General features: G+C 70.9%; 30 protein-coding genes. 20 read left to right on the forward strand and 10 right to left on the reverse strand.

The features are described from left to right. Positions 1 to 5: 5 nt before the first annotated feature. From HUN58_RS14665 to HUN58_RS14715, 11 genes are read left to right on the forward strand one after another with little or no spacing between them, the layout of a single operon-like run. Positions 6 to 3,932, forward strand: coding sequence for a tape measure protein (locus HUN58_RS14665; protein WP_208745556.1), 3,927 nt, complete (start codon positions 6 to 8; stop codon positions 3,930 to 3,932). 16 nt (positions 3,933 to 3,948) lie between these two features. After that, the gene (locus HUN58_RS14670) at positions 3,949 to 4,851 is read left to right on the forward strand and encodes a hypothetical protein (RefSeq protein WP_208745557.1); all 903 of its coding nucleotides are present in this window, start codon (positions 3,949 to 3,951) and stop codon (positions 4,849 to 4,851) included. Then, complete coding sequence (locus HUN58_RS14675; protein ID WP_208745558.1) at positions 4,844 to 5,965, forward strand: hypothetical protein; 1,122 nt, start codon at positions 4,844 to 4,846, stop codon at positions 5,963 to 5,965. The genes HUN58_RS14670 and HUN58_RS14675 overlap by 8 nt, the downstream gene beginning before the upstream one ends. Continuing rightward, the gene (locus HUN58_RS14680) at positions 5,965 to 6,855 is read left to right on the forward strand and encodes a hypothetical protein (protein ID WP_208745559.1); all 891 of its coding nucleotides are present in this window, start codon (positions 5,965 to 5,967) and stop codon (positions 6,853 to 6,855) included. The genes HUN58_RS14675 and HUN58_RS14680 overlap by 1 nt, the downstream gene beginning before the upstream one ends. 36 nt (positions 6,856 to 6,891) lie before the next feature. Then, on the forward strand, positions 6,892 to 7,536 hold the full coding sequence (locus HUN58_RS14685; protein WP_208745560.1) for a hypothetical protein: 645 nt from the start codon (positions 6,892 to 6,894) through the stop codon (positions 7,534 to 7,536). 60 nt (positions 7,537 to 7,596) lie between these two features. Then, positions 7,597 to 8,436 carry a hypothetical protein gene (locus HUN58_RS14690; RefSeq protein WP_208745561.1) on the forward strand — a complete coding sequence of 280 codons (840 nt, stop codon included), beginning with the start codon at positions 7,597 to 7,599 and terminating at the stop codon, positions 8,434 to 8,436. After that, a complete protein-coding gene (locus HUN58_RS14695) occupies positions 8,436 to 8,846 on the forward strand; it encodes a hypothetical protein (protein WP_208745562.1) in 411 nt (136 codons plus the stop codon). The genes HUN58_RS14690 and HUN58_RS14695 overlap by 1 nt, the downstream gene beginning before the upstream one ends. Before the next feature lie 3 nt (positions 8,847 to 8,849). Next, positions 8,850 to 9,275 (forward strand): hypothetical protein, encoded by a 426-nt coding sequence (locus HUN58_RS14700; protein ID WP_208745563.1) that lies wholly within the window; start codon positions 8,850 to 8,852, stop codon positions 9,273 to 9,275. Beyond that, positions 9,272 to 9,457: a hypothetical protein gene (locus tag HUN58_RS14705; RefSeq protein ID WP_208745564.1), complete on the forward strand. Its 186-nt coding sequence runs from the start codon at positions 9,272 to 9,274 to the stop codon at positions 9,455 to 9,457. Before HUN58_RS14700 ends, HUN58_RS14705 begins: the two co-directional genes overlap by 4 nt. Beyond that, a complete protein-coding gene (locus tag HUN58_RS14710) occupies positions 9,457 to 9,834 on the forward strand; it encodes a hypothetical protein (protein ID WP_141861714.1) in 378 nt (125 codons plus the stop codon). The genes HUN58_RS14705 and HUN58_RS14710 overlap by 1 nt, the downstream gene beginning before the upstream one ends. An 11-nt stretch (positions 9,835 to 9,845) precedes the next feature. Continuing rightward, entirely contained in the window at positions 9,846 to 11,300 is a 1,455-nt protein-coding gene (locus tag HUN58_RS14715; RefSeq protein ID WP_208745565.1) for an SGNH/GDSL hydrolase family protein, read from the forward strand. A 56-nt stretch (positions 11,301 to 11,356) separates the two neighbouring features. On the opposite strand, the gene HUN58_RS14720 is transcribed toward HUN58_RS14715, so the two are convergent. From HUN58_RS14720 to HUN58_RS14740, 5 genes are all read right to left on the reverse strand, one after another. Continuing rightward, positions 11,357 to 12,112 (reverse strand): SGNH/GDSL hydrolase family protein, encoded by a 756-nt coding sequence (locus HUN58_RS14720; protein WP_208745566.1) that lies wholly within the window; start codon positions 12,110 to 12,112, stop codon positions 11,357 to 11,359. A gap of 73 nt (positions 12,113 to 12,185) precedes the next feature. Then, positions 12,186 to 12,392 (reverse strand): hypothetical protein, encoded by a 207-nt coding sequence (locus HUN58_RS14725; RefSeq protein WP_208745567.1) that lies wholly within the window; start codon positions 12,390 to 12,392, stop codon positions 12,186 to 12,188. A 56-nt stretch (positions 12,393 to 12,448) separates the two neighbouring features. After that, positions 12,449 to 12,709: a hypothetical protein gene (locus HUN58_RS14730; protein ID WP_208745568.1), complete on the reverse strand. Its 261-nt coding sequence runs from the start codon at positions 12,707 to 12,709 to the stop codon at positions 12,449 to 12,451. Continuing rightward, positions 12,709 to 12,999, reverse strand: coding sequence for a hypothetical protein (locus HUN58_RS14735; protein WP_208745569.1), 291 nt, complete (start codon positions 12,997 to 12,999; stop codon positions 12,709 to 12,711). The genes HUN58_RS14730 and HUN58_RS14735 overlap by 1 nt, the downstream gene beginning before the upstream one ends. A 28-nt stretch (positions 13,000 to 13,027) precedes the next feature. Further along, on the reverse strand, positions 13,028 to 13,411 hold the full coding sequence (locus HUN58_RS14740; protein ID WP_208745570.1) for a hypothetical protein: 384 nt from the start codon (positions 13,409 to 13,411) through the stop codon (positions 13,028 to 13,030). A gap of 78 nt (positions 13,412 to 13,489) precedes the next feature. On the opposite strand from HUN58_RS14740, the gene HUN58_RS14745 reads away from it, so the two are divergent. Beyond that, on the forward strand, positions 13,490 to 13,729 hold the full coding sequence (locus HUN58_RS14745) for a DUF3263 domain-containing protein (protein ID WP_208745571.1): 240 nt from the start codon (positions 13,490 to 13,492) through the stop codon (positions 13,727 to 13,729). Positions 13,730 to 14,087: 358 nt separating this feature from the next. Here the strand turns inward: HUN58_RS14745 and HUN58_RS14750 are convergent, their stop codons facing one another. Then, on the reverse strand, positions 14,088 to 14,750 hold the full coding sequence (locus HUN58_RS14750) for a YigZ family protein (protein WP_141862067.1): 663 nt from the start codon (positions 14,748 to 14,750) through the stop codon (positions 14,088 to 14,090). 71 nt (positions 14,751 to 14,821) lie between these two features. Here HUN58_RS14750 and HUN58_RS14755 point away from each other — a divergent pair, with 71 nt between their 5' ends. The 4 genes from HUN58_RS14755 (at position 14,822) to HUN58_RS14770 (ending at position 17,100) form a co-directional block, all read left to right on the forward strand. Continuing rightward, a complete protein-coding gene (locus tag HUN58_RS14755; protein ID WP_058742987.1) occupies positions 14,822 to 15,262 on the forward strand; it encodes a hypothetical protein in 441 nt (146 codons plus the stop codon). Continuing rightward, positions 15,259 to 15,744 (forward strand): ImmA/IrrE family metallo-endopeptidase, encoded by a 486-nt coding sequence (locus tag HUN58_RS14760; protein WP_208745572.1) that lies wholly within the window; start codon positions 15,259 to 15,261, stop codon positions 15,742 to 15,744. The genes HUN58_RS14755 and HUN58_RS14760 overlap by 4 nt, the downstream gene beginning before the upstream one ends. Next, positions 15,741 to 16,679 carry a hypothetical protein gene (locus tag HUN58_RS14765; RefSeq protein WP_208745573.1) on the forward strand — a complete coding sequence of 313 codons (939 nt, stop codon included), beginning with the start codon at positions 15,741 to 15,743 and terminating at the stop codon, positions 16,677 to 16,679. Before HUN58_RS14760 ends, HUN58_RS14765 begins: the two co-directional genes overlap by 4 nt. 208 nt (positions 16,680 to 16,887) lie before the next feature. Next, positions 16,888 to 17,100, forward strand: coding sequence for an SCO4848 family membrane protein (locus HUN58_RS14770; RefSeq protein WP_180225062.1), 213 nt, complete (start codon positions 16,888 to 16,890; stop codon positions 17,098 to 17,100). A gap of 58 nt (positions 17,101 to 17,158) precedes the next feature. Here HUN58_RS14770 and HUN58_RS14775 read toward each other — a convergent pair whose 3' ends face one another. Both HUN58_RS14775 and HUN58_RS14780 read right to left on the reverse strand, forming a co-directional pair. Then, complete coding sequence (locus HUN58_RS14775) at positions 17,159 to 17,470, reverse strand: hypothetical protein (RefSeq protein ID WP_180225063.1); 312 nt, start codon at positions 17,468 to 17,470, stop codon at positions 17,159 to 17,161. Between the two features lie 101 nt (positions 17,471 to 17,571). Next, a complete protein-coding gene (locus HUN58_RS14780; protein ID WP_180225064.1) occupies positions 17,572 to 19,116 on the reverse strand; it encodes an amino acid permease in 1,545 nt (514 codons plus the stop codon). A gap of 116 nt (positions 19,117 to 19,232) precedes the next feature. On the opposite strand from HUN58_RS14780, the gene HUN58_RS14785 reads away from it, so the two are divergent. Then, complete coding sequence (locus HUN58_RS14785; RefSeq protein ID WP_058742981.1) at positions 19,233 to 20,411, forward strand: mechanosensitive ion channel family protein; 1,179 nt, start codon at positions 19,233 to 19,235, stop codon at positions 20,409 to 20,411. Between the two features lie 142 nt (positions 20,412 to 20,553). On the opposite strand, the gene HUN58_RS14790 is transcribed toward HUN58_RS14785, so the two are convergent. Further along, complete coding sequence (locus HUN58_RS14790; RefSeq protein WP_058728987.1) at positions 20,554 to 20,745, reverse strand: hypothetical protein; 192 nt, start codon at positions 20,743 to 20,745, stop codon at positions 20,554 to 20,556. 93 nt (positions 20,746 to 20,838) lie between these two features. Between HUN58_RS14790 and HUN58_RS14795 the strand changes: the two genes are divergently transcribed. Continuing rightward, the gene (locus HUN58_RS14795; RefSeq protein ID WP_180225065.1) at positions 20,839 to 21,990 is read left to right on the forward strand and encodes an SLC13 family permease; all 1,152 of its coding nucleotides are present in this window, start codon (positions 20,839 to 20,841) and stop codon (positions 21,988 to 21,990) included. A gap of 6 nt (positions 21,991 to 21,996) precedes the next feature. Here the strand turns inward: HUN58_RS14795 and HUN58_RS14800 are convergent, their stop codons facing one another. Continuing rightward, the gene (locus tag HUN58_RS14800) at positions 21,997 to 22,971 is read right to left on the reverse strand and encodes a magnesium transporter CorA family protein (protein WP_114851532.1); all 975 of its coding nucleotides are present in this window, start codon (positions 22,969 to 22,971) and stop codon (positions 21,997 to 21,999) included. A gap of 119 nt (positions 22,972 to 23,090) precedes the next feature. On the opposite strand from HUN58_RS14800, the gene otsA reads away from it, so the two are divergent. Together otsA and otsB are read left to right on the forward strand one after the other, a co-directional pair. Further along, complete coding sequence (gene otsA / locus HUN58_RS14805; protein ID WP_114851531.1) at positions 23,091 to 24,686, forward strand: alpha,alpha-trehalose-phosphate synthase (UDP-forming); 1,596 nt, start codon at positions 23,091 to 23,093, stop codon at positions 24,684 to 24,686. After that, a complete protein-coding gene (gene otsB / locus HUN58_RS14810) occupies positions 24,679 to 25,461 on the forward strand; it encodes a trehalose-phosphatase (RefSeq protein ID WP_254631507.1) in 783 nt (260 codons plus the stop codon). Before otsA ends, otsB begins: the two co-directional genes overlap by 8 nt. Positions 25,462 to 25,464: the final 3 nt, after the last annotated feature.

Consider the following 25,464-nt stretch of genomic DNA (forward strand, 5'->3'; position numbering starts at 1 on the left):
CACCGATGACGTCCGAGGTCGGTTCCGGTCAGGTAGCCATCTTCCCGACGCTCCGCGGCTTCCGCCGTGCAGTCGCTCGGGAGGTCGACGGGACCACCGCGGACTCCGGCCGCCGCTTCCAGCGCGCGTTCTCCCGCGCCGGCCGCGACGCCGGCGACGGCGCCGGGTCCGGGTTCCGGCAGGCGTTCTCCCGCGGCACCCGAGGCGTGTCCGACGCGACGCTGAAGGCACTCGCGGCCGACGTGTCGAAGTCGTCACGCGCCCTGTCGGCGGCCCGTCTCGCTGAGATGGACGCCGCCGGCAAGGTGCGCGTCGCCGAGACCCGCCTCCTCGAGGTGCGGTCCCGGTTCGGCGCGACGTCGTCGCAGGCGATCGCCGCCGAGGAGCGCCTCGCCGCGGTGCAGCGGCGCCTCGTCGTCACGCAGGAGAACACGCGCGCCGCGTCGGAACGCCTCGCGGCGGCTCGTGCCGCGCAGACCGCCGCGGTCGGCGCTGAGACGCGGGCGACGCAGCGGGCCCGCGCGAGTTTCTCGATGATGTTCTCGCAGTTCCGGTCGGGGTTCGCGGACGCTCGTGCGGCGCAGTCCGCGTTCTCCGGCGTCACGGGCGCGCTGGGCGGCCTCGCACGGCTGTCCCTGGCGCCGCTGGAGATCGGACTGAACGCGGTCCGGCTGGCGACCTCCCGGACGTCGTCGGGCTTCCAGAACTTCGTCGCCGGGTTCCGGGACGCGAACGCTGCGGCGTCGGCGTTCACCGGGACCCTCGGCACTCTCGGCGGGCAGGTCGCCCGCCTCCTCGCTCCCGTCCGGGCGCTCGGCGTCTCGTTCGTCAACGCGTTCACGACTCCGTTCCGGCAGATCGCCGCGGGCTTCGCGGACGCGGCGCTCGGGGCGACCGGGTTCCTCGGGATCCTGGGTCGGGTCGGCGCCGGCGCACGCCGCGTGTTCGACACGGTGTCGACGGCTGCGCAGACCGTCGCGCTGAACGTCGCGGCGCCGTTCTCGCAGTTCCGCGCCGGGTTCCTCGACGCATCCCGTGCCGCGTCCGTCCTGACGGGCCGCATGGGGACGCTCGGTGGGGCTGTGCGGTCGACGATGGACCGGGCGATCGCGTCGGTCGTCGCGTTCGGCACGGCGACCGTCCGCCCGTTCGTGAACTTCACCGCCGGGTTCCGCAGCGCCGACATCGCCGCCGCCGGGCTCGCCGGCCGGATGGGGACGCTCGGCGCCGCGGTCGCGAAGGGCCTCGCCCCGGTGCAGACGGCGGCCGTCGCTGTCGGGTCCGCGATCCGGACCGGTGTCGTCGGCGCGATCAACCTGATCCCCGAGCCGGTCCGGCAGGCAGGTCAGACCGTCGTCGCGGCCATGCAGAAGATGGGCTCGGCGGTCGCGTCCGGGTTCCGCGGGCTCGGCCCCGTCGCGGGTGCTGCGGGGTCGGCGATCGCTGCCGGCTTCTCGTCCGCGATGAACAGCGTCCGGTCGCTCGCGGCCGACGCGGCGACCGCGGTGACGTCGACGTTCAAGGGCGTCGGCCTCGCCGTCGCGGCCGGTGTCGCGGCGGCAGGTGGTGCTGGCTTCAACCGGCTCGCCTCGATCGAGACGGCGCAGGCGAAGCTCAAGGCGCTCGGCAACACGTCGCAGGACGTCGCCGAGATCATGAAAAACGCCAACGACGCCGTGATCGGGACGCAGTTCTCGCTCGCTGACGCCGTGACTGGTGCTGCGTCGGCGGTCGCTGCGGGCGTGAAGCCCGGCAAGGAGCTCACGGACTACCTGAAGACGTCCGCGAACGCGGCCGCCATCGCTGGGGTGAACTTCAACGACCTGGGCCTGGTCATGAACCAGGTGCAGGCGCAGAACAAGGCGTACACGCAGGACCTCAACCAGGTCGCGACGCGAGGCATCCCGATCTACGCCGCTCTCCGCAAGGTGTACGGCGAGACGCAGGAGGAGCTGCGTGACCGCCTGCAGCGCGGCGAGGTTGACGCTCAGCACTTCCAGCAGGCGCTGAAGGTCGCGGTCGGCGACGGCGCGGTGGCCATCGGCCAGACCACGGTCGGCGCGTTCAAGAACATGGGCGCGGCGTTCAGCCGGTTCGGCGCGGGCCTCCTCACGGGGGTCTACCCGATCTTCGTGCAGGTCTTCCGGACCATCACGCAGGGCCTCGATGCGATCACCCCGGCGGTGACGGCGGTGTCGAACGCGATCGGTCCGTCGCTGCAGGCGGCGGTCGGCGCGGGCCTCGAGCGCATCTCGGGGGCGTTCACCGCCCTGAAGGGTGCGCTGTCGGGCCTGGACTTCTCCGGGTTCGACGGGCTCGGCTCCGTGTTCGTCGCGCTGGGGCCGGTGATCGGTCTCGTGATCGCGGGCCTGTCCGGTGTTGCGGCGAACCTGCCGCTGATCGGACGGTTCCTGCCGCTGATCTCGGGTCCGCTCGGGATCATCCTCGGGCTCCTGGGGTCGCTGCTCGCCGTGTCCCCGGAGCTCCGTGGAGCGTTCGGTGACGCGTTCTCGCAGATCGCGACTGCCGTCGGCAACCTCGCGTCGATCCTCGGCCCGGTCCTCACCGGCGTCGTCTCGGCGCTGATGCCGGCGTTCTCTGCGATCGGGTCTGCGCTGGCGACCGCGATCGGTGCGGTGGTGCCGCTGCTCGACCCGCTCGTCGGGATCATCGCGCAGCTCGCACCGCTGCTGGTCCCGATCGCGCAGCTCGTCGGGCAGGTCGCCGCGGCCCTCGCCGGGGCGCTCGCCTCGGCGATCGGTTCGGTCCTGCCGCCCCTGACGGCGCTGGCGACGTCGGTCGTCCCGGTGATCCGGACGGTCATCGCGTCGCTGACGCCGGTCATCACCGCGCTGACGCCGATCCTGACGCAGCTCGCGGCGACGATCGGTGACGCGCTCGGCGCCGCGTTCGCAATCGTCCTGCCGATCATCACCGCGGTGGTGCAGGCCCTCGGGCCGATCCTCACCACGGTGATCTCGGCGCTCCTGCCGATCATCCAGCAGCTGATCCCGATCGTCATCCAGATCGCGACGACGTTCGGGCAGGTGCTCGGTCAGGTGCTGACGGCGCTCCTGCCGATCATCACGCAGCTGATCGGGTTCATCGCGCAGCTCGTCCCGGTGATCATGCCGCTGATCACGGCGGTGCTCGGCCTGGTGGCGGCGTTCCTGCCGCTGCTGACGCCGCTGCTGCAGCTGATCGGCGCGATCCTCCCGCCGCTGATCTCGCTGTTCTCCGCGGTCCTCGGCCCGGTGCTGCAGCTGGTGCAGGTGATCATCTCCGCGCTGATGCCGGTCATCACGGCGCTGATCGGTGTCCTCACGGGCCTGATCACGTTCGTCGTCGGGGTGTTCACCGGCAACTGGAAGATGGCGTGGAACGGCATCAAGCAGGTGTTCTCCGGGGTCTTCGACTTCTTCAGGTCGGCGATCTCCGGGGTCGGCGCGATCTTCGGCGGCATCGTCGACGCGGTGATCGGCATCGGCTCGAGCCTGTTCTCCGCGGGGAAGGCGATCATCGGCCGGCTGATCGACGGCATCAAGTCGATGATCGGCGCGGTCGGTGACGCGATCGGGTCCGTGGTGGAGAAGGTGAAGGCCTTCCTGCCGCACTCGCCTGCGAAGGAGGGCCCGTTCTCCGGGGCTGGCTGGACCGGCCTGCGGACGTCGGGTCAGGCGCTGATGGAGCAGTTCAACGCTGGCATCTCGGACTCGGACGTGTCCCTGTTCCGGAACGTCGCGCTCGGGGTCACCGGGTCGGCTTCTGGAACGGCCTCGGCCGCGCCGACTGGCGGCACGTCGCCGGTCTTCCCGGACCAGGTGACGCTCGTCGACTCGAGCGGCGCGCTGCTCGGGGTGATGGACGTGAAGATCCGCCGCTCGCAGGACGCCCTCGGGGACCGCATCGGACGCGGCACTCGCGTCCGCTGACAGGAAGGAAGACCAGATGGCCGACATCGTCGACGGTGGGGGCCCGGCTTCGGTCTTCCCGGACACGCTGGACGGGGGGAACCCGGCGACGGTGTATCCCCCCGCCCTGACGCCGCTCCCGGAAGGTCGTCCGGTCCCGTCGGTGCAGATCATCGTCGCGGACGTGAAGCCGGGCACGGCAGCGGTCGACGTGTACCGAATCGCGGACGGCCGGACCACGCTGGTGCGTGGCGGGATCCGGAAGTCCGCGATCGGCGGCACGACCCTTGTCGATTGGGAGGCACCGTTCGGGGTGCCGATCCAGTACCGGGCCGAGCAGTTCGACGAGACGGACACGTCGCTGGGGTTCACGGAGACCTCGACGACGCTCGACGTGGCGGACACGTGGATCCACCAACCGCTGAATCCGTCGGTCGCAGTGTCGCCGCTGCGACTGTCGAAGACCGCCGGGGACGTCGCCCGGTCGACGCCAGGCGAGCTCGTCTACGTGCAGGGCGCGGAGTTCGCGACCCGTATCGGCGGCCAGCGGCGCGGTGTCGCTGCGGTCCCGTTCGAGCTCCTCACCCGGTCGCTGGCGGACGCTGACCGCTTGCAGGCCGTGTTCGGCCGGTATGGCAGCCGCGGCGCCGGGGTGGTGTGCATCCGGACTCCGCCGCCGATGCGTCTCCCGCGGACGTTCTACGCGTCCGTCGACGAGGTGCACGAGGTGCCGGTGAACATCCAGATCGGCCGCGAGGACATCACGTTCACGTTCGAGGCGACGGAGGCCCGGCCGCCCGCTCCCGGGCTCGTGACGGCCGTCCTGCGGCGCAAGGACATCGACGCCGCCTACCCGACCCGAGCGGCCCGTGCGGCGGCGTACGCGACCCGCCTCGAGCGGGACTCGGACTACTCGCTGGCGGGGGTTGCCGATGCGTGAGAGCACCGAGCAGCTGCGCGACGTCCTCGGCTCCGGCTCGTTCGACGTGCAGTGGATCGCGGATGTCTACTACGCCGGCAGTCGCCGGATGGCGAACGTCGACATCACCCGGCCGTCGTTCACGGACGATCGCATTGCGAAGGTGCAGGGGTCGGGGTCGTGCACGGTGGTGTGGACGTCGGCCTTCGCCGCGTCCCTGACACCGCGTGCCGCGTCGGACATGCTCGCCCCGTTCGGCGCCGAGCTGTCGATCGCGGTGCTCGTCACGGCCGGCTCGTTCCAGAGCAGGGTGCAGATGGGCTGGTACCGCATCGACGAGGTCCCGAGCGCCGCGGACCATCTCGAGGAGTTCGGCGGGCGGCTGATCCCCGTTGGGTCGACCGTCGAGCTGACGCTGATGGACCGGATGCGGAAGACGCAGAAGGACCGCTTCGACGTCCCGTCGTCGCCGCCGCAGAAGCTGTCGGTGCTGACGGAGGCGCAGCGCATCACCGGCTTCCAGATCGTCCGCGAGCTCCCCGACGGGCCGATCCCCGGGTCGTTCGCGTACGAGGAGGAACGCCTTGACCCGCTGTACGACCTGCTCGCGCTGATCGATGCGGAACCGTACATGCGGCCTGACGGGTCGATCGGGCAGCGGCCCCTCGATTGGCCGGCCGTCACGGACGTCCTCACGGACGGGTCGGATGGCACGGTCGTTTCGGTCGGGAACTCGATGTCGGCGGAGAAGGTCTACAACCGGGTCGCGGTTCGTTCGTCGGCGTCGGACGGGTCGGACGTGCAGATCCTCGGGTCGGCGCAGATCACGGAGGGCCCGCTGCGGGCGGTGAATCCGGATGGGTCGCCGTCGCCGTACGGCCGGGTGACCTACTACTACTCGTCGGACTTCATCACGACTCGGGAGCAGGCAAATGCGTACGCGGCGCAGCTGCTGCCGCGGGTGTCGTCGTTGCGGACCAGGGAGGTGCCCGTCGAGGAGGTCTTCAACCCGCTGCGGCAGGTCGGAGACGTCCTCGAGGTGCGTCAGGCGGGCAGGGACACGATCGTCGGCCGGGTGAAGACCCTCGACCGGTCCGAGTCGGCGACGCAGCAGATGACGTTGGAGGTGCAGTAGTGGACCTCGCAGCGGCTCTGTTCGGCATGGGTGACGGCTCCCGAGTGACGGTCTGGCTGGCAAAGTACGTCAGCCGCGACGGCGCGACGGTGCAGTGCGACGTGTCGAACGGCGACGCGGTCGGCCGGGTGAGCGCGCAGACGATGTCCGAGTACCGGCCGTCGGTGGGCGAGCAGGTGTGGCTCCTCGCGGTCACGCCTCCGGATGGCGGGGTGAAGTTCTACTACACGGGCCCCGTGCTGATGCCGCCCCCGGTCGGGACGGTCGTGTCGGCCGCGTCGGACTACGTCACGGTCGACACGGACGCCGGCCAGGTGCAAGCCACCTACAACCAGGGCGACACCCTGTCGGCGTCGCAGAAGGTCCGCCTGGTGTGGTCCGACGGCGCACACGTAGTCGGCGTGCTGTCCACGAATCCGCTCCCGGTGGAGCCGCCTGCGCCGCCGCCGAGCGCCGGCCCGTCGACGCACGTGGACACGTTCACCGCGATCGATGCGGGCTCGTTCTCGGGCGGTCGGTGGTGGCAGCCGTGGGCGTCGGACTCGACGCTCGGCGCCTGGTTCTTCGGCAGCAAGGTGCGGGACACCCTGCGGGGCGCTCCGGTGTCCCGCATCGAGATGTGGGTCAACCTCGCGTCGAAGTTCGGGGCTGCGCCGAACATCGGCACGCACCCTCATGACGTCATCCCCGGCGGCGCGCCTGCGATCGCGAACGCCCGACCGATCCCGGTCACGTCCGGCACGTGGCTCGAGCTGCCCGTCGAGTTCGGGCAGACGCTCTCCGATGGCTCCGCTGCGGGGATCGGCCTCGCGCACGGCGGGTTCAACAAGTTCGCCGCTCTCGCCGCGGACGCCCAGTCCGGGGCGCTGCGCATCACCTCCACCTACTGACCCCGCGACGAGCGGGTACCGACGGAAGGAACCCGCATGGCAGCGGACGACCACGGCCCCAAGGGCAACGGCATCTACTCGGCGGCTGGCGGATCCGACGACGGCGCCGACCTCACCGAGATTGCCGCGTACGCCGCGACGGTCGGCAACCGGAAGGTCGGCTCCACCGCGCAGCGAAACGCGGCCGTCACTGAGGAGAACGGCACGTGGGAGGGCCTCATCTGGGGCGACACCACCGACGGAAACGAGTACCGGTTCACGTCCGGTTCCTGGGCTGTCCTGTTCCCTCAAGTGCGCGACACGAAGTACGCGAGCCGCGGCATCGTCGGCCTCGGCCCGAACGAGACGACGGTGTTGGCGTCGACGACCGTCACGATCCCCAACGGCCGCACGGCGACGCTGCGGTGCTCGGGTGTCACGTCGATGGGGAAGAACGCGTCGGATGGCGCCTTCGCGGGCAGCCTCACCCTGACCGTCGGAGGCGCAGCCCAGCCGGGCCCGGTCGCGTTCCACTCGCAGCAGGCTGCTGCGTACATCCCCTTCACACCCGGTGCGGCGTGGAACGTGCCTGTGGTCGGGACAGGGCAGCCACTCACTGTCGCGCTGCAGATCCGCGCGAACTCGACCTCAGCCCCCGGCGCGATCTACAGCACCGGGCTCCTCGTCTCCGCGGAGTACTGACCGGTACGAGCTCCACCACGCCGTCCTACTTGGGGCGGCGTTCGTCATGAAGGGAGACCCATGGTCGCCAGATTCAGCGTCGGCCTGTCGTCCTACGACGACCTCCGCGGCGTAGAGCAGTTCGTGTCGTCCGAGCGGATGGCGCTGCAGTTCCTGTCCGTGAAGGTCGACTTCGACCAGATGAAGGCCGACCAGCAGTCCTTCGACCGGCTGTCGGTCAACGAGGGCATGCGGTCCCGGCCACGGCAGACGTACCTCTGGAACAACCGGGCGGCGCTCGGTGTCGTCGTCGCTCCGCCCTTCACGTCCCGGCACGACGAGGAGAAGCATGGCAACGCGATCGACATCGGCGTCACCCGCGCCGACGGGTCGAACCGGGCGCTCTCGTCGATCGAGTTTGCGTGGCTGCACACGCAGATCGAACGCCGCGGCGGCACCTGGACGGGCGTGAACTTCGGCGAGCCGTGGCACCACGAGATGGCGACCCGGCCGGAGCAGGTGCCGCCCTACCCGGACGCTCGCGCGTTCGTCGCCGCCGGCCCGAACAGGGCGAAGCCGACGACTCCTGCACCGCCGGCGGCACCGCCGCCGGACCCGTATCTCGAGATCGGAGAAGACACCATGCAGATGGTCACCGTGGCCGGCAAGGCCCCGCTCGGCGGCGACATCGCCGTCCTGGACGGCCTGCGCGCCGCCTACCACACCGACGGAGAGGCGGACGCGTACCGCTTCGGCCGCTCGATGGGGATCCTCGCGCCCGGGCAGAACAAGGACGCCGTGATCCGGAAGCGGCTCACGGACCTCGGGCTGAACATCGGCGTCGACGAGCTCCAGACCCGCCTGCGGGCGATCAAGAAGGCCGGCGGCACCGTCGACCCCTACTACGACGGGAAGTTCTGATGGCCGACGGCAAGCACGAGGCGACCGGCCTCGAGACGCAGGACATCTGGTACGCGACGCAGCGGGTGCTGCGGACGATCGTGCAGGTCGGGATCCCGGCGTTCATCACGTTCGCCGCGGTCCTCCCGACGATCATCGGCGCACTCGGGCTGCCGGTCGACGGGACCGTGTACCTGTGGCTGCTGTCCGCGGCCGGTGTGATCACCGCGGTCGCCGGTGCCCTGTCGCGGGTGATGGCGATCCCGGCGGTGAACGGGTGGTTGACGCACATCGGGCTCGGTTCGGAGCCGAAGGCGGTGGTGGTGGAGCGGACCGCGGCGAAGACGTCGGACCTGCAGCCAGCGGCGGTCGAACCGTCGACCGTCGACTACCGGCTCGAGCAGGACGACGACACCACCACGGCTCAGTAGGCCGTGACGATCATCCCGGGGGTGGGCCTCATGCAGTGGCTTCTCGCATCGACCGTGTCCACCCCCGACTCGGCGCCCGCCGGCTTCTGGGACTGGGTGTCCGGCACCTTGTCGGTGTCGGACATAATCCAAGGCTCCGGGCTAGCGCTGATCGTGGTGCTGTTCGCCACCAGGCGGATCCTGACGATCGGCGACCACCGGGGCCGCATCGAGGACCTCGAGAAGTACCACGCCGCGGTCCTGCGCGAGAAGGACGCCCGGTACGCCGAGATGAAGGAGTCCCGGGACTTCTGGCAGGAGGCGCACGACGAGCAGTCGAAGCGCGCCGACAAGGCCGAGACCGGGGTCCGTGAGCTCGGCGTCGAGTACGCGCAGCTCTCCAACCACCTGCTGGGCTCCATCGAGCAAGCCGCTGAGGTGACGCCATGAACGAGCAGACCGCTGGCCGCGAGGAAGCACGCCGCGCCCGGGACGAGGCACGGTCCGCGTCGCACCGACTCGACATGCTCCTCGACACGATCCGCACGGGGCCGCTCGCGCAGTTGCGGCAGTCGAGGGAAGAGAACCACTTCGCGCAGAAGATGCGCGCGATCATCCGAGGGGAACACTGATGGACGTCTGGCTGAACACGTGGGCGACGGCCCCGGCGACGGTGGCGGGCGTGTTCGCGCTGCTGACGGCGCTGCTGTACGGGCTGGGCTCGCCCTGGTACCGGTCGGTCCTCGGGACGGTGTTCTTCGGCCTGTTCGTCGGCTCGGTGCCCGTGTTCGCGCTGGTGCTGGTGCGGCGCATCGTCGCGACGATCGCGTCCGGCGGCCCGCAGACGTCCGGTGACGGCCTGGGTGCGCTCGCGTTCGCCGTGTACACGTTCGTCGCTGTCGTCTGGGTGCTGGTGTTCTTCACCGTCGTCCGCGAGCGCCGACACACCCCGACCCCGACGCCGCCGATCGAGCGGCGTCACGACTCCCGCGCTGCGGCGCACGACTGAGAGCAGGAAGCATGGCCACCACGTACTCGGAGATCCGGGTCCGGCGCGGGTCCCTGGAGTGGTTCCAGGGGGAGAACCGGGTCTACGGGCCCGGGGAGCCGTTGCACGTCATCGACGCGACGCACAACGACTGGCTGTCCGGCGATGGCGTCCGCGACTTCAACACGCTGTGGGGCGACACGAACGCGATCGCCGGCCGAGCGGCGACCTCTGCTACCGCGGCGTCGTCGTCAGCGTCAGCAGCGGCTACCTCCGCTACCGCGGCAGCGAAGTCCGCGTCGGACGCGGCCGGATCGGCGGCTGTCGGCGATGCGGCGGTCGCGGGGTACGTCGGCAACGCCTCGAGCGCTTCACGTGCGGAGCTGGACAAGCGCTACGCCGGACTGGGCGGGTCGCCCGTCTCGGGGACGAGCGTGTACCGGCAGCGGTACGCGAAGGCGAAGACGTCCGCGATCAGCACCTTCCTCAGCAAGCTCGGTGCCCGACACCAGACACCGTGCGACATCGTGATCATCGGCGACAGCTACACCGAGGGTGAGGGCGCGACGGCGCGCGCGTTCCGCTTCGTGAACGCGTTCCGCGACCGCATCCGAGCGTTCCACCCGACAGGCGGCGTCGCAGGCGGCTCGAACTACCTGACGGCAAACCCGATCATCGCGTCGTACCCGAAGGATCCCTCGGGGTCCTACACGTCCGACTTCCGTTTTGGATTCGGCAAGCGCGGCGTGCAGCTCGCCGCTGGGACCCCGATCACGTTCACGGTGTCGGCGACGTCCGTGCGCATCGCCTGGCTCCGGGACACCGGAACGGGTTCGTTCACGTACTCGGTGAACGGTGGTGCGACGACGACGGTCAACACGAGCGGTGCGCACGCCGATGGTCAGACGACTACGATCGCCGGCCTCTCTGGCGTGACCGACACCATCACGATCGCCCTGAACTCCGGCTACGTCATCATCGAGGGCCTCTACGTCTACAACGGTGACGAGACCCGCGGGATCCGCGTCTGGGAGTCTGGGCACTTCGGGTGGACGGCCGCCAACTTCATCTCGACGCCCTCGGGCGGCACCGCGACGGACTGGCTGGCTCACGTGACGAACGTGCAGCCGTCGCTCGTCGTCGTCGAGCTCGGCGAGAACGACGCGACGAAGGTCTCGGCAGCGACGTACCAGTCGAACCTGTCGACGCTGATCTCGAACGTGAAGGCGGCGTGCACGGCGGCACCGAGCATCGTGCTCGTCGCCGGCCCGGAACGGAACAACACGCTCGTCGAGGCGTGGGCGAACTACGTCGCGGCGATGAAGTCGATCGCGTCGAACGACAGCACGATCGACGTGCTCGACCTGACCACGGTCCTCCCAAAGGTGAACGGTGCGCCGGCGGGCTGGTACGCGGACTCGGTCCACCCGTCGAACCGCGGCCACGCGGAAATCGCGACCGCGCTCGTGGAGTTCATCACCCCGTGACGACGAAGGCCCCCGCTGCTCCTCTGTGGAGCGGCGGGGGCCTCTTTCGTCGTTCGTCAGGCGCTCGGGACGGCTTCGGCGATCGCCGCGCTCACGAAGCCAGCGAGAGCGTCGTAGCCCTTCTGGTTCGGGTGCAGGTTGTCGGGGAGCATGTTGTCCGCGACGGAAGGGTCCTTCATCCAGCCGGCCTTGAGCGCGTCGATGAACGTCGCGTCGTGGCTCGATGCGGCCTGCTTTACGATGCTGTCCATCGCGACGACGCCGGGCGCGCTGGGGTCGTAGGGCCAGAAGGGGCCGACGACGATGAGCTTCGCTTCCGGGGCGGCGGATCGGATCTTGTCGAACGTGGTGTCGACGGCGGCGGTGAACGCGGCGGGGTTGGCGTCGTAGTTCTTGGAGTCGTTAACGCCGCCCATGACGACGACGTACTTCGCGTCGGCGGGGATCTTGCTCGCCCGGTCGACGAAGGTGTCTCCGCCCTTCGAGCTGGTGGTGACGTAGCCGGTGTCGCCGACGCCGTCGACGTCGGCGCGCCAGTCGAGCTTCTGCGCGATCTCCCGGGGCAGGGCGGTGCGGGCGGAGTTGGCGCCGTAGCCGAAGGTGTAGGAGTCGCCGAGGAAGTGCACGAGCGGTCGGGCGTCGGCCGGGCTGGTGAACGTGGGGATGGGTCGCGGTGTCGCACCCTCTGCTGCGTTGGAGGCCTTCACGTGCTGCATGGCGAGCACGACCATGGTGACCGCGAACACCGCCAGCAGCCCGATGATGATGCCCTTGTACGACCGGCTGAACCAGTCCACGAATCCGTTCCCCATGATGTGCTGATCCTAAGCGACGCTCAGGATGCGCCCCGCCCCTCCTTCGAGGGTGCGGGGCGCTTTTCGTCGTTCAGCGCTCGGTGGTTGGACGGTAGCGCGCGGGCAGCCAAGTGCCGTTGACGAGCCGCGTTGGGCGGACGAGGGTCCACCGTTGCCCTTCGACCTCGATCGATTCGAGCGGCCTGGTGTCGATCGTGACGTGTTCGTCGCCGGTGTCGCGCTCGAGGATGACGACCGTGCGCTTCGAGGGTTCGTGAGGGTAGTGAGTCTCGTGCATGGAGCACATCCTGCGGGCTTGAGAGCTCCTGCGCGCCGACACGCCAGTGCGGCAGGTTACGGTCGTGTGATCGGACGAACGGCGTCCCGCCACACCCACGCGCAGTCGGCGCCCTGGCCACGGCCCCACTCGACGAGCACGGCGCGGTCGGTGTATGCGATCACGCGGCCCTCGAGCTCGAGGACGCGGTCGGGGAACTGCACCCAGGCGAGCACCGGGTCCGGCGCGGGGAGGTCGACCTCTGGGCCGCCTCGTGCTGCCTCGGGGAGCGAGTACGCGTCGACGAGCCGCCACCGGTCGCGGCGTCGGACGGCCATCAGCGTCGCGGCTTGAGCGTGCGGGTGGTGACCGTGTCCCGCGGCACCCAGGCGCGCTGTAGTCGTCCCTGCCAGGCGATCTCGACGAACACGGCGACGTCGGACCGGGCAACGGCGAACGCCTTCACCTCGGGGAGCACGCCGATCTGGTCGAACCGGAGATCGTGCACGGTGACGGGCTGCGGCGGGTCGACGGGCTCCGGGCTGCCGATCGCGTCGAGAGGCAGGCTGTCGGCGGCGTAGATGGGGACGTCCTGGTGCTCGGGTGGGGCCCACCGGTGTTCGGTCACGCGGTCATCGTGACCGCGGCCGCCGACATCAGCGAGGGCGGATCTCCCGGATCGACGCGGACACGGTCTGCGGGTCGTCGGCGGTGTACTGCGCGAAGCAGGACCAGCGCACCGCCTCGGCCATGTTCCCGGTCTCCTCGCGCTGCACCGAGGACTCACCGGAGACGTAGAAGACCGTCGCGTCGGCGGTGCTCTCGGAGCCCTTCTCGATGCCGAGGCTGTGCGTGTCGATGACCTTCCACGGGGTCTCGTCGTACTGGTCGCGCCACCAGGCGACGACGGACGGTCCGACCTTCTTCTCGCACGCGGCCTTCACGGCGCCCTGCGATGCTGACGTCGGCTGCTGCGTGCACCCGGTGAGCGCGACGAGCGCGAGCGCGACGGCCGCGGCGGTGGTGATGCGTGTCCCCATGCCGCTCATGCTGCCGGACGCTGTGCGCCCCGTACAGCCCCGGTGCGGGTGTCGGTGGGCGGAGAGACGCTGGACGCGATGAACGACGACGAGCGCACGATCCTGGCCTTCGAGGAGCAGCACCCGCGGAACGACCGCGGCAAGGAGGCGGCTGTCCGGGCCGAGCTCGGCCTGTCGTGGGTGCGGTACCGGCAGGTCCTTCTGCAGCTGGTGCGCCGGCAGGACGTGCTCGAGGCGTTCCCGGTGGTCGCGCACCGCGTGATCCGGTCGACGGAAGCCGGCGTGCGCGCTCGAGCAGCCCGGACGTTCGCGGCGTGATCGGCGCCAGCGCTTACCCAGCGGAAAGAGGCCGAAATGGGCAGAAACTCGTGGAGATTGCGGGGGTAGCGGTGCCAGCCGACTCGCGGGCTGACCAGGACCAGAGAGCATTGGGGAGAGATTGGTGGGAACGTGCCTCTGGAACAGTGGGTTCTCGGTTCAAGTCCGAGGGGGCGCACCACACAGCAGGCCCGGTCGGATCATCCCGACCGGGCCTGTTTCGTTGTCCGGCGATGTTCTCGGGGGCGAGCGACGCGACACGCGCGGGGTGTGGATCTCGACGAGATCCAGCGGGACGGATCTGTGGCCGTCCGCAGTTCGTCCGCGCCGGGCGCGATCGGTCGGCCGTCGGGTGCTGTCAGGCCCCGGAGGTCGTGTCGGGCAGGTCGACCACGCGGGTCGGACCCGACTCGGGGACGAGCGTCCCGGCCGAGGCGGCAGCGAGGTCGGCGCGCAGGGCGTCGAGGGCGTCCTCCGGCACCCAGAGCGAGAACGTGGCCGTGGCGCCGTACTCGGGGGTGTCGAACGTGGCGTCGTGGTGTCCGGCCCAGTCGCGCAGCAGGTTGTCGATCCGGCCGGCCTCGGCGTGCGGCACGGCCACGGTGGCCCGGGTGCGCTCGGCTCGTCGGACCAGTGCTGCCTGGTCGAGCGCCTCGGAGACGGCCGACGAGTACGCCCGGACGAGCCCACCGGCGCCGAGCTTGACGCCGCCGAAGTACCGCGTCACGACGACGACCAGGTCGGTCAGGTCGCGGCGCCGGAGGACCTCGAGCATCGGGACGCCGGCGGTGCCGGACGGTTCGCCGTCGTCGGAGGACCGCGCCTGGTCCCCGAGGACGCCCGTGACCATCGCCGTGCAGTGGTGCCGCGCGTCCCAGTACCGGCGTCGGACCTCGGCGACCACCCGCTCGGCGTCGGGGACGTCCACCACCGGCTCGACCGTCGCGATGAACCGGGAGCGGTTGACCGTCCGTTCGTGCTCGACGGTGCCAGCGACGGTCGAGGGCAGGACGCGGGACATCCCGACAGGCTACGGCGGGACCGCGCTACCATGGCGTGCACCGCTGGCGACTGGGGAGGAGTCCGATCGACATGACGACCACCGATCCCAAGGGTGGCGCGCTCGACGCGGCCGAGCTCGCGCGCCGGCTCAACCTGCTGCTCGACTTCGAGGAGTCGCAGCGTGGCGCCCCGGTGCCGTTCTCCGCGGTCGAGGACTACGTCGCGGCGCAGGGCGGTTCGCTCTCCCGCGCGAAGTGGACGTACATGATCTCCGGGGACGGCCGGCGCAACCGCGACACGGACCTGCTCCGCGTGCTCGCCGGCTTCTTCGAGGTGGACGAGCGCTTCCTGCTCGAGGACAGTGCGGTCCCGGAGCGGATCGGTGCCCAGATCGAGCTCGTGCGGGCACTCCGCTCGGCTCGGGTCAGTGGCTTCGCGGCGCGGACGTTCCCCGGGGAGCTCTCGCCCGACGCCCTGCGGCGCATCGCACGGGTGCTCGAGGAGGAGTCGGCGCGGGGGAGTGTCGCATGACCGGGCCGACCGGCCACGGCGACGTCTCCGCCTCGGTACGGGCGTTCTGGACGAGGGGGGAGCGCGAGGGCTGGTCGGACATCGACCAGGCCGTCGCCGCAGCCGCGGACCACGTCGGCAAGCCGATCGTCGTGCGCGAGGAGTCGTTCCTCAGCGAGGAGCCCGTCTGTGGCTTCGTCGCGACGCTCGAGCACCAGCACCTCGTGATGATCTCGCCCACCGCGTCCGAGACCTTCCGGGCGTTCGTCATCGGCCACGAGCTCGGACACGTGCTGCACCGCCACCAGGAGCACGCGCCGCAGTCCGCCTACGTCCGCGACGTCATCCCCGACGTGCCGGAGTACAAGGTCGAACGCGCCCTCGCGCGCGGCATGTTCACGAATGACTACGAGCACCAGGCCGAGCTCTTCGCCGACCAGCTCGCGGGTCTCATCCGACGGCACCGCGGCCGGCCGAGTGCCTTCCGCGGGGTCTTCGGGTGATCCTCGCCGTCGCCCAGGCGCTCGTGCTGGTCGTCGGGAGCGTCGTCCTCCTCCGACTGCAGCGCGGACAGGACCGCACCCTCGCGGTGACGTTCCTGCTGTTCGCGGCGACGGTCGTCACGAACGTCGACCCGCTGTACCGCTGGCTCGACCCCCTGCTGGGCGGGCAGAACGTCGTCACGGTGCTGAGCGACTGCCTGATGGTCGCCGGGACGAGCACGCTGCTCTGGGGCGTCGCGAAGGCGGTCGGCGCCGCACGTCCGTGGCTGCGGACCACGATCGTCATCGCATGCGTGGTCGTCGTCGTGGTGGTCGTCGGGGCGTTCGTCGCGCTCGATCGTCCCGCCACGACCACGACGTTCATGCTCGTCGCCGGGGACCAGCCGGCCGCCGCCGTGTACTCGATCGCGCAGACCGCGTACCTCGGCACGGCGTTGGCCGCGACTGCGGTCATCTGCGTGCTCCACCTGCGCGAGGCCCGCACCGCCGCCGACCGCCTCGGCCTGTGGTTCATCGTCCTCGGCGGGGTGCTCGGTGTCGTCCGCATGGTCGTGGTGGTCGTCATGGACCTCGCGCACGTCGCCGGTCGGCTCGACGTCACCCACGCCCTGTCCCTGCCGTACGACGTCACGACCCCCGGCGCGGTGCTGTGCACGGCGTCCGGGATGCTCCTGCTCGTCATCGGCCACCAGGTCGCGCGTCGTCGGACGAGCCGGCGTCTCGACGCCGCCCTGGCCGCGCTGGAGCCGCTGCACGAGCGCATCGGCACGGACAACGCCTACCCCGAGTCCACTGACGCCGCCACCCGGGTGAGCCGCCTGATCGTCGAGATCAACGACGGCGCGCGACGAGCCCGCCGTCCGCTCGACCCCGACGACCGTGCCGTCCTGGCCGCCGCGGAGTCGGCGCTCGACGATGCGGCGGGCACGGCCTGACGTCGTTCTGCATCGGAACGATCACGTTCCCGAGCACGGCTCGACCTCCTGTGGACCAGCCGTGTAGGGTCTGTAGCACGTGCTACACGTCGTGTGGTGCGCCGGGGCGGACTCGGCCGCGTTGGGGGCGGCCGAGCACCCCCGGGTCCCGCGGCACCGGCGGTTCCCGAGCGCAGCGGCCGATGGGTGCGGTGTCTAGACTCGTCGCGTGACCGTCTTCGCCGCCATCGTGCTCTTCGTCGCCGCCGTCTTCAACGTCGTCACGTGGCCCCGGTTCTTCCAGCGCGTGGCGAAGGACGCCCGGGCGCGGGACGCCGCCGGCAAGCCGACGACCTTCTACTCGGTGCACCTCGTGCTGCTGCTCATCGCGTTCGCGATCGCCCTCGCCGCGGTCGTCGCCGGCGTCCTGCTGCTGGCCTGACCCGCGCCGCAGCGTCGGGACCACGTCCGGACGCCGCGCCGCGCCGCAGCGCCGCGCCTCAGGACTCGGACGGCAGCGGGTCGCCCAGCGCCCGACCGAGCACGAGCGCCGCGATCCGCTCGTCGGACGTGTCGAGCAGCACCCGGTAGGTGTCCGACGCGGTGACGAACTCCACGCACACCGCGTCGAAGTCGCACGGCTCGATGCGCCAGCCCCGCACCTCGTCCATCGGGACCTGCGTCAGGGCGTCCCGCTCGAAGCTCGTCTCGGCCTGCACGAGCTCGTCGTACACCCGGATCCGACCGACGGTCCCACGCCAGGTCAGCTGCAGGTCGAACGTCGGGGCGGGGGAGACAGAAGGGTCCGGCACACGCCGATCGTACCGACGCGTGCCGGACCCGTGGAAGGTTCCGGGACGAACCGCCCGCGCATTCCGGATGTCGTGGGGATGCGCGGACCGTCCGTGCGGGATCATTCGCCCCCGGTGCCACCGTCCTTGCCGCGACGGACCTGGTTCGCCGGGTCGCGGACGCCGATCGGGTACGGCCCGGTCACGCCCTCGCGGAGTGCTGCGATGCGCAGGATCCGGTCACGCTGCAGGAACCACCCGACGACGAGCAGCGGGATGATGACGACGAGCGACGCGATCGTGTACGTCCCGACCGGGTAGTCGATCGCCATGAGCACGACGACCGACGCCAGGAACGCCAGGGTCAGCCAGGACGTCACCGGAGCGCCGGGCAGCCGGAACGTCGGCTCCTTCGCGAGGCCTTGTTTCGCCCACTGCCGCAGGCGCATCTGGCAGAGGATGATCGTGCCCCACGCCGTGATGATCCCGAGGCTCGCCACGTTCAGCGCGATCTCGAACGCCTGCGCCGGGACGAAGTAGTTGAGCGCGACGCCCGCGACGGTGAAGGCCGCGGTGAGCAGGATGCCGGCGTAGGGCACGCCGCCCTTCGACATCTTCGTGGTCCACTTCGGCGCCGAGCCGTTCATGCCCATCGAGTGCAGCGCGCGGCCGGTGGAGTACAGGCCGGCGTTCAACGACGACAGCGCGGCGGTGAGCACGACGAAGTTCATGATCGAGCCCGCGATCGCGCCCACCTGCGGGTTCCCGAGCGACGAGAAGAACGTCACGAACGGGCTCTGGTCCTTGTCGTACGCGGTGTACGGCAGCAGGAGCGAGAGGAGCACGATGGAACCCACGTAGAAGACCGCGATGCGGAAGACGACGGAGTTGATCGCGCGGGGGATGACCTTCTCGGTGTCCTGGGTCTCGCCGGACGCGGTGCCGACGAGCTCGATGGCCGCGTAGGCGAACACGACGCCCTGGACGACGAGCACCGCGGGCAGCACGCCGTTCGGGATGAGCCCGCCGTTGTCCTGCCAGATCGAGAAGCCCGTGCGGACGGCCTCGCCGCCGGTCTCCACCGGGAACGCGAAGACGAGCCAGACGAGCGCGATGACGAGGAACGCCACGAGCGCGGCGACCTTGATGAGCGCGAACCAGAACTCGAGCTCGCCGAACACCTTGACCGCGACCATGTTGGCGGCGAGCACGACGACCAGGGCGATGAGTGCGAGGAGCCACTGCGGCGCCGCGGTGAACGCGCTCCAGTAGTGGAGGTACAGCGCGACCGCGGTGGTGTCCACGATCGACGTCATCGCCCAGTTCAGGAAGTACATCCACCCGGCGGCGTACGCGAACTTCTCGCCGTAGAACTCGCGGGCGTACGAGATGAAGGACCCGGAGGACGGGCGGTGCAGCACGAGCTCGCCGAGGGCCCGGAGGATGAAGAAGGCGAAGATGCCCGCGACCAGGTACGTGACCGCCAGGGCCGGTCCCGCCGTGTTCAGGCGGCCGCCCGCGCCGAGGAAGAGTCCGGTGCCGATGGCCCCGCCGATCGCGATCATCTGCAGTTGCCGGGGCTTCAGACCGTGCTGGTAGCCCTCCTGCTCGTGCGAGAAGTCGTTCGCGGGCGTGCGGGACACACCCGTGTCGTTCTGCGCTGTCATGCGCGCCAACCTACATGCGTGTCCGCGCCGGGGTGGAACGGAGTGCCGACCTGAACGACACCACAGGTCCGGGCGATGCTGAACACGACCGGTGGGGGACCGGACAGCATGGACCGATGGACACCCTCCTCCGACTCCTCGTCGCGATCGGGATCGCCCTGCTCGTGACGGCCGCCGCCGCGCTCGTCCTGCACCTCGTGCTCCGGACGATCGCCCGACGGGAACGCTGGGCCGCCGTGCTCTCCCGACGCACGAAGCACCCGTTCCGCTCGATGCTCCTCGTCGCCCTGACCTGGGCGGCCTTCGCGGCCAGCGTGCCGCGGAACACCGAGGCGTACCCGTGGCGCGACGAGGTCTCGCACGCGTTCCTCATCGTCACCATCGCGGTGGGCTGCTGGCTCGCCTGCGAGATCGCGATCTTCCTCGAGGACCTCGGCCTGCACCGCTACCGCGTCGACGTCCCGGACAACCGGGTTGCGCGGCGGATCCGCACGCAGGTCCTCATCATCCGACGGCTCACGGTCGCGGTCCTCGTGATCATCGCGGTCGGCGCCATCCTGCTGACGTTCCCCGGGGTCGAGGCCGCCGGTGCGAGCGTGCTCGCCTCGGCGGGGCTCATCTCGGTCGTCGCGGGCCTCGCGGCGCAGTCGACCCTGGGCAACGTGTTCGCCGGGATGCAGCTCGCGTTCTCCGGGTCGATCCGGGTGGACGACGTCGTGGTCGTCGAGCAGCAGTGGGGGCGCATCGAGGAGATCACCCTCACCTACGTCGTCGTGCACCTCTGGGACGACCGCCGGTTCGTGCTGCCGTCGACGTACTTCACGAGCACGCCCTTCGAGAACTGGACCCGTACGGGCAGCGAACTCCTCGGCGCCGTCGAGTTCGACCTCGACTGGCGGATCAGCCCGACCGAGATGCGCACCGAGCTCGACCGGATCCTCGGCACGTCGACGATCTGGGACGGCCGTACCAAGGTACTGCAGGTCACCGAGGCGGTCGGCGGCCTGGTGCGCGTGCGCATCCTCGTCAGTGCCCGGGACGCCGGCGGCCTGTTCGACCTGCGCTGCTACGTGCGCGAGGAGATGGTCGAGTGGGTGCAGCGCGAGCACCCGGACGCGCTCCCGCGGCAGCGCGTGCAGGTCACGCAGGGCCGGGAGGCGGTCGGCAAGGCCCGACCGCGCACCGAGGAGCAGGACGCCTCGCTCTTCCGCGAGGGCGACGAGCGCTCCGCGCTCTTCACCGGACCGATCCAGACGTCCGGCATCCGCCCGGAGGACGTCCCGCCCGCGCGCTGAGGGACGCGACCACACGACGGATGGGCGCGCCCCGCTCAGCGGTGACGCGCCAGCGTCACGCGGGGCGCGCCGACCGAGCCTGCGAGGGAGGGGTGCCAGCCGACACCGTGCCTCCCGTCCGATGGGTGGTCGCGCTGGCGACCTAGCGCTGACGCGCCTTCACCGCGCGGTCGTCCTCGACGACCGTGCCGAGCGCGACGATCGTCGTCGCGAGCCACGCGATCCACGTGAGCGCGAGGCGCCAGTCCCGCGGCCCCTGCCGCGTCGTCTGCACCACGCTGTAGCCGCTGATGATCGAACTCCACACCGCACCGCTGAACATGAACTTCCGCACCGGTTCCTCCTCTGGTCGTCCCCGCCACGCTACCGGCCGCTACATTGGAGCGCCGCCGGTCGCCCTGCCCGGCCCGAGCGTCGAGGAGTCACCGTGCGTCAGGCCATCATCGGGGGAGTGCTGCTCGTGGTCGGCGCCGTGTGCGTCGTCCTCGGCCTCCTGCCCCTGCCCGACCTCGCAACCCTCGCCGAGCGTGTCGTCCCGGTGCTCGCGTTCGTGCTCGGGCTGACCGTCGTGTCCGAGCTCGCGGCCGACGCGGGCGTCTTCGACCGGCTCGCCGACCTCGCCGCGCGCGTCGGCGGTGGCCGCACGATCGGCCTGTGGGTGTCCGTGGTCGTGCTCGCGGTCGTCTGCACCGTGTTCCTGTCGATCGACACCACCGCGGTGCTCCTGACGCCCATCGTGATCGCGCTCGCCCGCCGGGTCGGCCTGCCCCCGATGCCGTTCGCCCTGACGACCGTCTGGCTCGCGAACACCGCGTCGATGCTGCTGCCGGTGTCCAACCTGACGAACCTGCTCGCGGTCGACAAGATCGGGCTCGACGGACCGATCCCGTTCGCCGGGCTCATGGTGTGGGCGGCGCTCGCCGGGGTCGTCGTGCCGTGCGCCGTGCTCCTCGTCGTGTTCCGCGGCAAGCTCTTCGGCCGGTACACCCCGGTCGAGGTCCGGCGCCCGCGGGACCCGGTGTTCTTCTGGGCCGCGTCCGTCGTGCTCGTCGCCCTCGTCGTCGCGCTCACCGCCGGCGTCACGGTGTGGATCGCGGCGCTCGCGGCGGCGGTGCTGCTCGTCGTCGTCGCGGCCTTCCGTGCGCCGTCCGAGCTCCGGCCGTCCCGTGTGCCGTGGTCGACGCTGCTGTTCGCGGCGGGGCTGTTCGTCGTCGTGGAGACGCTGCACACCACGGGCCTGACCGACCCGGTCGTGCACGCGCTGTCCGGCGGCACCGGGACGGGCTCGCTCCTGCTGCTCGGCGGCGCCGGTGCGGTCGCGGCGAACGCCATCGACAACCTGCCGGCGTACCTGGTGCTCGAGCCGGCAGCGGGGCACGAGGCCCTGCGCTACGCGGCGCTGCTCGTCGGCGTGAACGCCGGCTGCCTCATCACGCCGTGGGCGTCGCTCGCGACGCTGCTCTGGCACGCGCGGCTCGCGTCCGAGGGCGTGCACCTGTCGTGGGGGCGCTACATGGCGCTCGGCTGCGTGGTCGCACCGCTCACCGTCGTCGCCGGGGTGCTCGCGCTGCAGATCTGACCCGGGCTACAGCCAGTCCTTCGTCTTGAACACCCGGTAGAGCACGAGCGACGTCGCCAGGATCAGCGAGACGGACGCGGCGAGCCCGCTCCAGTGCCCCTCGCCCGGGAACGTCACGTTCTGCCCGAAGAAGCCCGTGATCGCCGTCGGGATCGCGATGATCGCCGCCCAGCTCGTCACCTTCTTCATCACGGTGTTCTGCCGGTTCGACGCCAGGTTGAGGTTCGTGTCGAGGACGCTCGACACGGCGTCACGCAGTTGGTCGACGGAGTCCGCGACGGAGACCAGGTGGTCCTCGACGTCCCGGAAGTACGGGCGGATGCCGTCCTGGATCGACTCGGCGTCGCCGTGCAGGAAGGACGCGACGCTGTCCCGGGTCGGGACGACCTGGCGCCGGAGGACGCCGAGCGCCTTCCGGAGCCGGAACGACCGCCGCTGGATCTGCTGCTCGCGGGGGTTGCCGTGCTCGAACAGGTCGTCCTCGAGCGCCTCGATCCGCGCCTCGATGTCCTCGACGGTGACCGTGGCGTGGTCGACGACCGCGTCGAGGAGCCCCCACACGAGCCAGGGCACCCCGTGGTCGCACACGTCGGCGTTGGCGTCGAGCCGTCGTTCGACCGCGGCCATGTCGACGTCCGGTCCGTGCATCGTGACGAGGGCGCGCCGGCTGACGAACGCCTTCACCTCGTGCGTCACGAGCTCGCCGTCGTCGTCGATGCCGTCGACGTCGTAGACCACGAGGAACAGGCTCTGCCGGTACCGGTCGAGCTTCGGGCGCTGCCCCGGCTCGAGGGCGTCCTCGAGCGCGAGCGCGTGGATCCCGAGCTCGTCCTCGACGTGTCGCAGGTCCTCCGGCCCGGGCTCGGTGTGGTCCACCCAGACGAAGGTGTCGTCGTCCCGCTCGAGCAGGTCCGAGACGCGGTCCACCGGGAAGTCCCGCTCCGCCGCACTCCCGTTCCGCCACGCCCGTGTCACGACCATGTGCGAAGCCTAGCCAGCGGCGACCGGGCGTCCGGCCGGGGACCGCCTGACCCCGCGCTGGTACCGTCGGCTCCGCACCCCGGCGCACCTTCCGGGCGGAACGGAGAGACCAGCACCTCATGGCAGCACCCACCGACACCGACCCAGACCGCTACGCGTTCGTCGTCGCCTCGAACCGCCTGCCCGTCGACCGTGTCGTCGACGAGGACGGCAACGAGGGCTGGCGGCACTCCCCGGGCGGCCTCGTGACCGCCCTCGAGCCGGTGATGCGGGCGAACGACGGTGCGTGGGTCGGCTGGGTCGGGCAGCCGGACGTCGAGGTGGCGCCGTTCGACAACGAGGGCATCCACATCGTCCCGGTGCCGCTGAGCGCCGACGACGTCGAGGAGTACTACGAGGGCTTCAGCAACGACACCCTCTGGCCGCTCTACCACGACGTGATCGAGCACCCGAGCTACCACCGCGACTGGTGGAACGCGTACAAGCGGGTCAACGAGCGCTTCGCCGACCAGATCGTCGAGATCGTCGAGCAGGACGGCGTCGTCTGGGTGCAGGACTACCAGCTGCAGCTCCTGCCGGCCCTGCTCCGGGAGCGCCGTCCGGACCTGACGATCGGCTTCTTCAACCACATCCCGTTCCCGCCGGTCGGCATCTACGCGCAGCTGCCGTGGCGCGCGCAGATCCTCGACGGGCTGCTCGGCGCCGACGTCATCGGGTTCCAGCGGCACGACGACGCGAGCGACTTCCTCCGCGCGGTCCGCCACATCAAGGGCTACACGACCAAGGGCTCGACCATCGACGTCCCGGTCGACGACCCGGCGGCACCGCGGAGCCGCAAGGGCATCACCGTGCGCCACGTCGAGGCCCGGCACTTCCCGATCTCGATCGACGCCGAGAGCTTCGAGGCGATCGCGCACCGACCCGAGGTCCAGGAGCGAGCGAAGGAGATCCGCGCGAGCCTCGGCAACCCGAAGACGGTCCTGCTCGGTGTCGACCGGCTCGACTACACCAAGGGCATCCGGCACCGCATCAAGGCGTTCGGCGAGCTGATCGAGGACGGCCGGGTCGCGGTCGAGGACGCGACGCTCGTGCAGGTCGCCAGCCCGAGCCGCGAGCGCGTGGACACGTACGCGGCGCTCCGCGACGAGATCGAACTCACCGTCGGACGGATCAACGGCGACCTCGGCGTGATCGGGCACCAGCCCATCTCGTACCTGCACCACGGCTACCCGCGCGAGGAGATGGTCGCGCTGTACCTCGCCGCGGACATCATGCTCGTGACCGCACTCCGCGACGGCATGAACCTCGTCGCGAAGGAGTACGTCGCGACCCGCTCGGACAACGACGGCGTCCTCATCCTGTCCGAGTTCGCCGGTGCCGCCGACGAGCTGAAGCAGGCGGTCATCGTCAACCCGCACGACATCGGCGCCCTGAAGGACGCGATCCAGCGCGCGATCGAGATGCCCCGCCGCGAGCGGTCGACGCGCATGCGCGCGCTCCGGAAGCGCGTCCGCGAGAACGACGTGGCCCGCTGGTCGCGCTCCTTCCTCGAGGCGCTCGACCGGCACGCGCCGAGCCGCGCCAAGCTCGACCCCTCGGCCGCCGACCCGGGTGACCAGCACGTCGAGCAGCTCCAGGACACGACGTCGATCTTCGACCAGGACGCGCAGACCGCGCGCGCCGCCGAGGACACCCGGGAGGCACGTGGTGCCTGAGCCGTCGACCGACCCGACCGCCCTGTCGTCGGCCCTCGAGACGCTCGCGGCTGCGCCGCGACTGCTCGTCGCCCTCGACTTCGACGGCACGCTCGCACCGTTCGCCGACGACCCCGCGAGGGTCGGTGCGCTCCCGGGCTCGTGGGCGGCGGTGCTGACCCTGCAGCGCGCCCGCGACACCGAGGTCGTGCTCGTCTCCGGACGGCCGCTCGAGGGACTCGCCCGGGTGTCGCACGCGCCGGAGGACATGGCGCTCGTCGGGTCGCACGGCGTCGAGTGGCGCGTCGACGGCCACGCCGAGGCCGCCCTGACCGAGGACGAGCACGCCCGCGTGGCCCGTGTCGGCGCGGCGCTCGACGAGGTGGGCGCACGGTTCCCGGACGTCGTCGTCGAGCACAAGCCCGCCGGGCACGGGGTGCACACGCGCCGGGCGAGCGCCGAGGTGGCCGCGGCGGCGAACGCCGCTGCGCACGAGGCCGCGCACCGCGCCGACCCGGAGGTCCTCGAGCGCGGCGGCAAGGACATCCTCGAGTTCGCCGTCCGGCACGTGACCAAGGGCGACGCCGTCGACCGGCTCCGCGAGCTGCGGGGCGCGGACGCCGTGTTCTTCGCCGGCGACGACGTCACCGACGAGGACGCCTTCCGGGTCCTCCGGGACGGCGACGTGGGCGTGAAGGTGGGGGAGGGCGACACGCTCGCCGGCCACCGCGTGGCGGACCCGGCCGCGCTCACCGACGTCCTGAAGCAGTTGGGGCGTCTGCGCGCGACGCGCTGACGA

The organism is Curtobacterium sp. Csp1 (assembly GCF_013347185.1).

What these genes read in the sequence shown, in the direction of transcription:
- HUN58_RS14665 (WP_208745556.1), top strand. Translation starts at nt 6, where the DNA reads ATGACGTCCGAGGTCGGTTCCGGTCAGGTAGCCATCTTCCCGACGCTC.
- HUN58_RS14670 (WP_208745557.1), top strand. Translation starts at nt 3,949, where the DNA reads ATGGCCGACATCGTCGACGGTGGGGGCCCGGCTTCGGTCTTCCCGGAC.
- HUN58_RS14675 (WP_208745558.1), top strand. Translation starts at nt 4,844, where the DNA reads ATGCGTGAGAGCACCGAGCAGCTGCGCGACGTCCTCGGCTCCGGCTCG.
- HUN58_RS14685 (WP_208745560.1), top strand. Translation starts at nt 6,892, where the DNA reads ATGGCAGCGGACGACCACGGCCCCAAGGGCAACGGCATCTACTCGGCG.
- HUN58_RS14690 (WP_208745561.1), top strand. Translation starts at nt 7,597, where the DNA reads ATGGTCGCCAGATTCAGCGTCGGCCTGTCGTCCTACGACGACCTCCGC.
- HUN58_RS14695 (WP_208745562.1), top strand. Translation starts at nt 8,436, where the DNA reads ATGGCCGACGGCAAGCACGAGGCGACCGGCCTCGAGACGCAGGACATC.
- HUN58_RS14705 (WP_208745564.1), top strand. Translation starts at nt 9,272, where the DNA reads ATGAACGAGCAGACCGCTGGCCGCGAGGAAGCACGCCGCGCCCGGGAC.
- HUN58_RS14710 (WP_141861714.1), top strand. Translation starts at nt 9,457, where the DNA reads ATGGACGTCTGGCTGAACACGTGGGCGACGGCCCCGGCGACGGTGGCG.
- HUN58_RS14715 (WP_208745565.1), top strand. Translation starts at nt 9,846, where the DNA reads ATGGCCACCACGTACTCGGAGATCCGGGTCCGGCGCGGGTCCCTGGAG.
- HUN58_RS14720 (WP_208745566.1), bottom strand. Translation starts at nt 12,112, where the DNA reads ATGGGGAACGGATTCGTGGACTGGTTCAGCCGGTCGTACAAGGGCATC.
- HUN58_RS14725 (WP_208745567.1), bottom strand. Translation starts at nt 12,392, where the DNA reads ATGCACGAGACTCACTACCCTCACGAACCCTCGAAGCGCACGGTCGTC.
- HUN58_RS14730 (WP_208745568.1), bottom strand. Translation starts at nt 12,709, where the DNA reads ATGGCCGTCCGACGCCGCGACCGGTGGCGGCTCGTCGACGCGTACTCG.
- HUN58_RS14740 (WP_208745570.1), bottom strand. Translation starts at nt 13,411, where the DNA reads ATGGGGACACGCATCACCACCGCCGCGGCCGTCGCGCTCGCGCTCGTC.
- HUN58_RS14745 (WP_208745571.1), top strand. Translation starts at nt 13,490, where the DNA reads ATGAACGACGACGAGCGCACGATCCTGGCCTTCGAGGAGCAGCACCCG.
- HUN58_RS14750 (WP_141862067.1), bottom strand. Translation starts at nt 14,750, where the DNA reads ATGTCCCGCGTCCTGCCCTCGACCGTCGCTGGCACCGTCGAGCACGAA.
- HUN58_RS14755 (WP_058742987.1), top strand. Translation starts at nt 14,822, where the DNA reads ATGACGACCACCGATCCCAAGGGTGGCGCGCTCGACGCGGCCGAGCTC.
- HUN58_RS14760 (WP_208745572.1), top strand. Translation starts at nt 15,259, where the DNA reads ATGACCGGGCCGACCGGCCACGGCGACGTCTCCGCCTCGGTACGGGCG.
- HUN58_RS14780 (WP_180225064.1), bottom strand. Translation starts at nt 19,116, where the DNA reads ATGACAGCGCAGAACGACACGGGTGTGTCCCGCACGCCCGCGAACGAC.
- HUN58_RS14785 (WP_058742981.1), top strand. Translation starts at nt 19,233, where the DNA reads ATGGACACCCTCCTCCGACTCCTCGTCGCGATCGGGATCGCCCTGCTC.
- HUN58_RS14800 (WP_114851532.1), bottom strand. Translation starts at nt 22,971, where the DNA reads ATGGTCGTGACACGGGCGTGGCGGAACGGGAGTGCGGCGGAGCGGGAC.
- otsA (WP_114851531.1), top strand. Translation starts at nt 23,091, where the DNA reads ATGGCAGCACCCACCGACACCGACCCAGACCGCTACGCGTTCGTCGTC.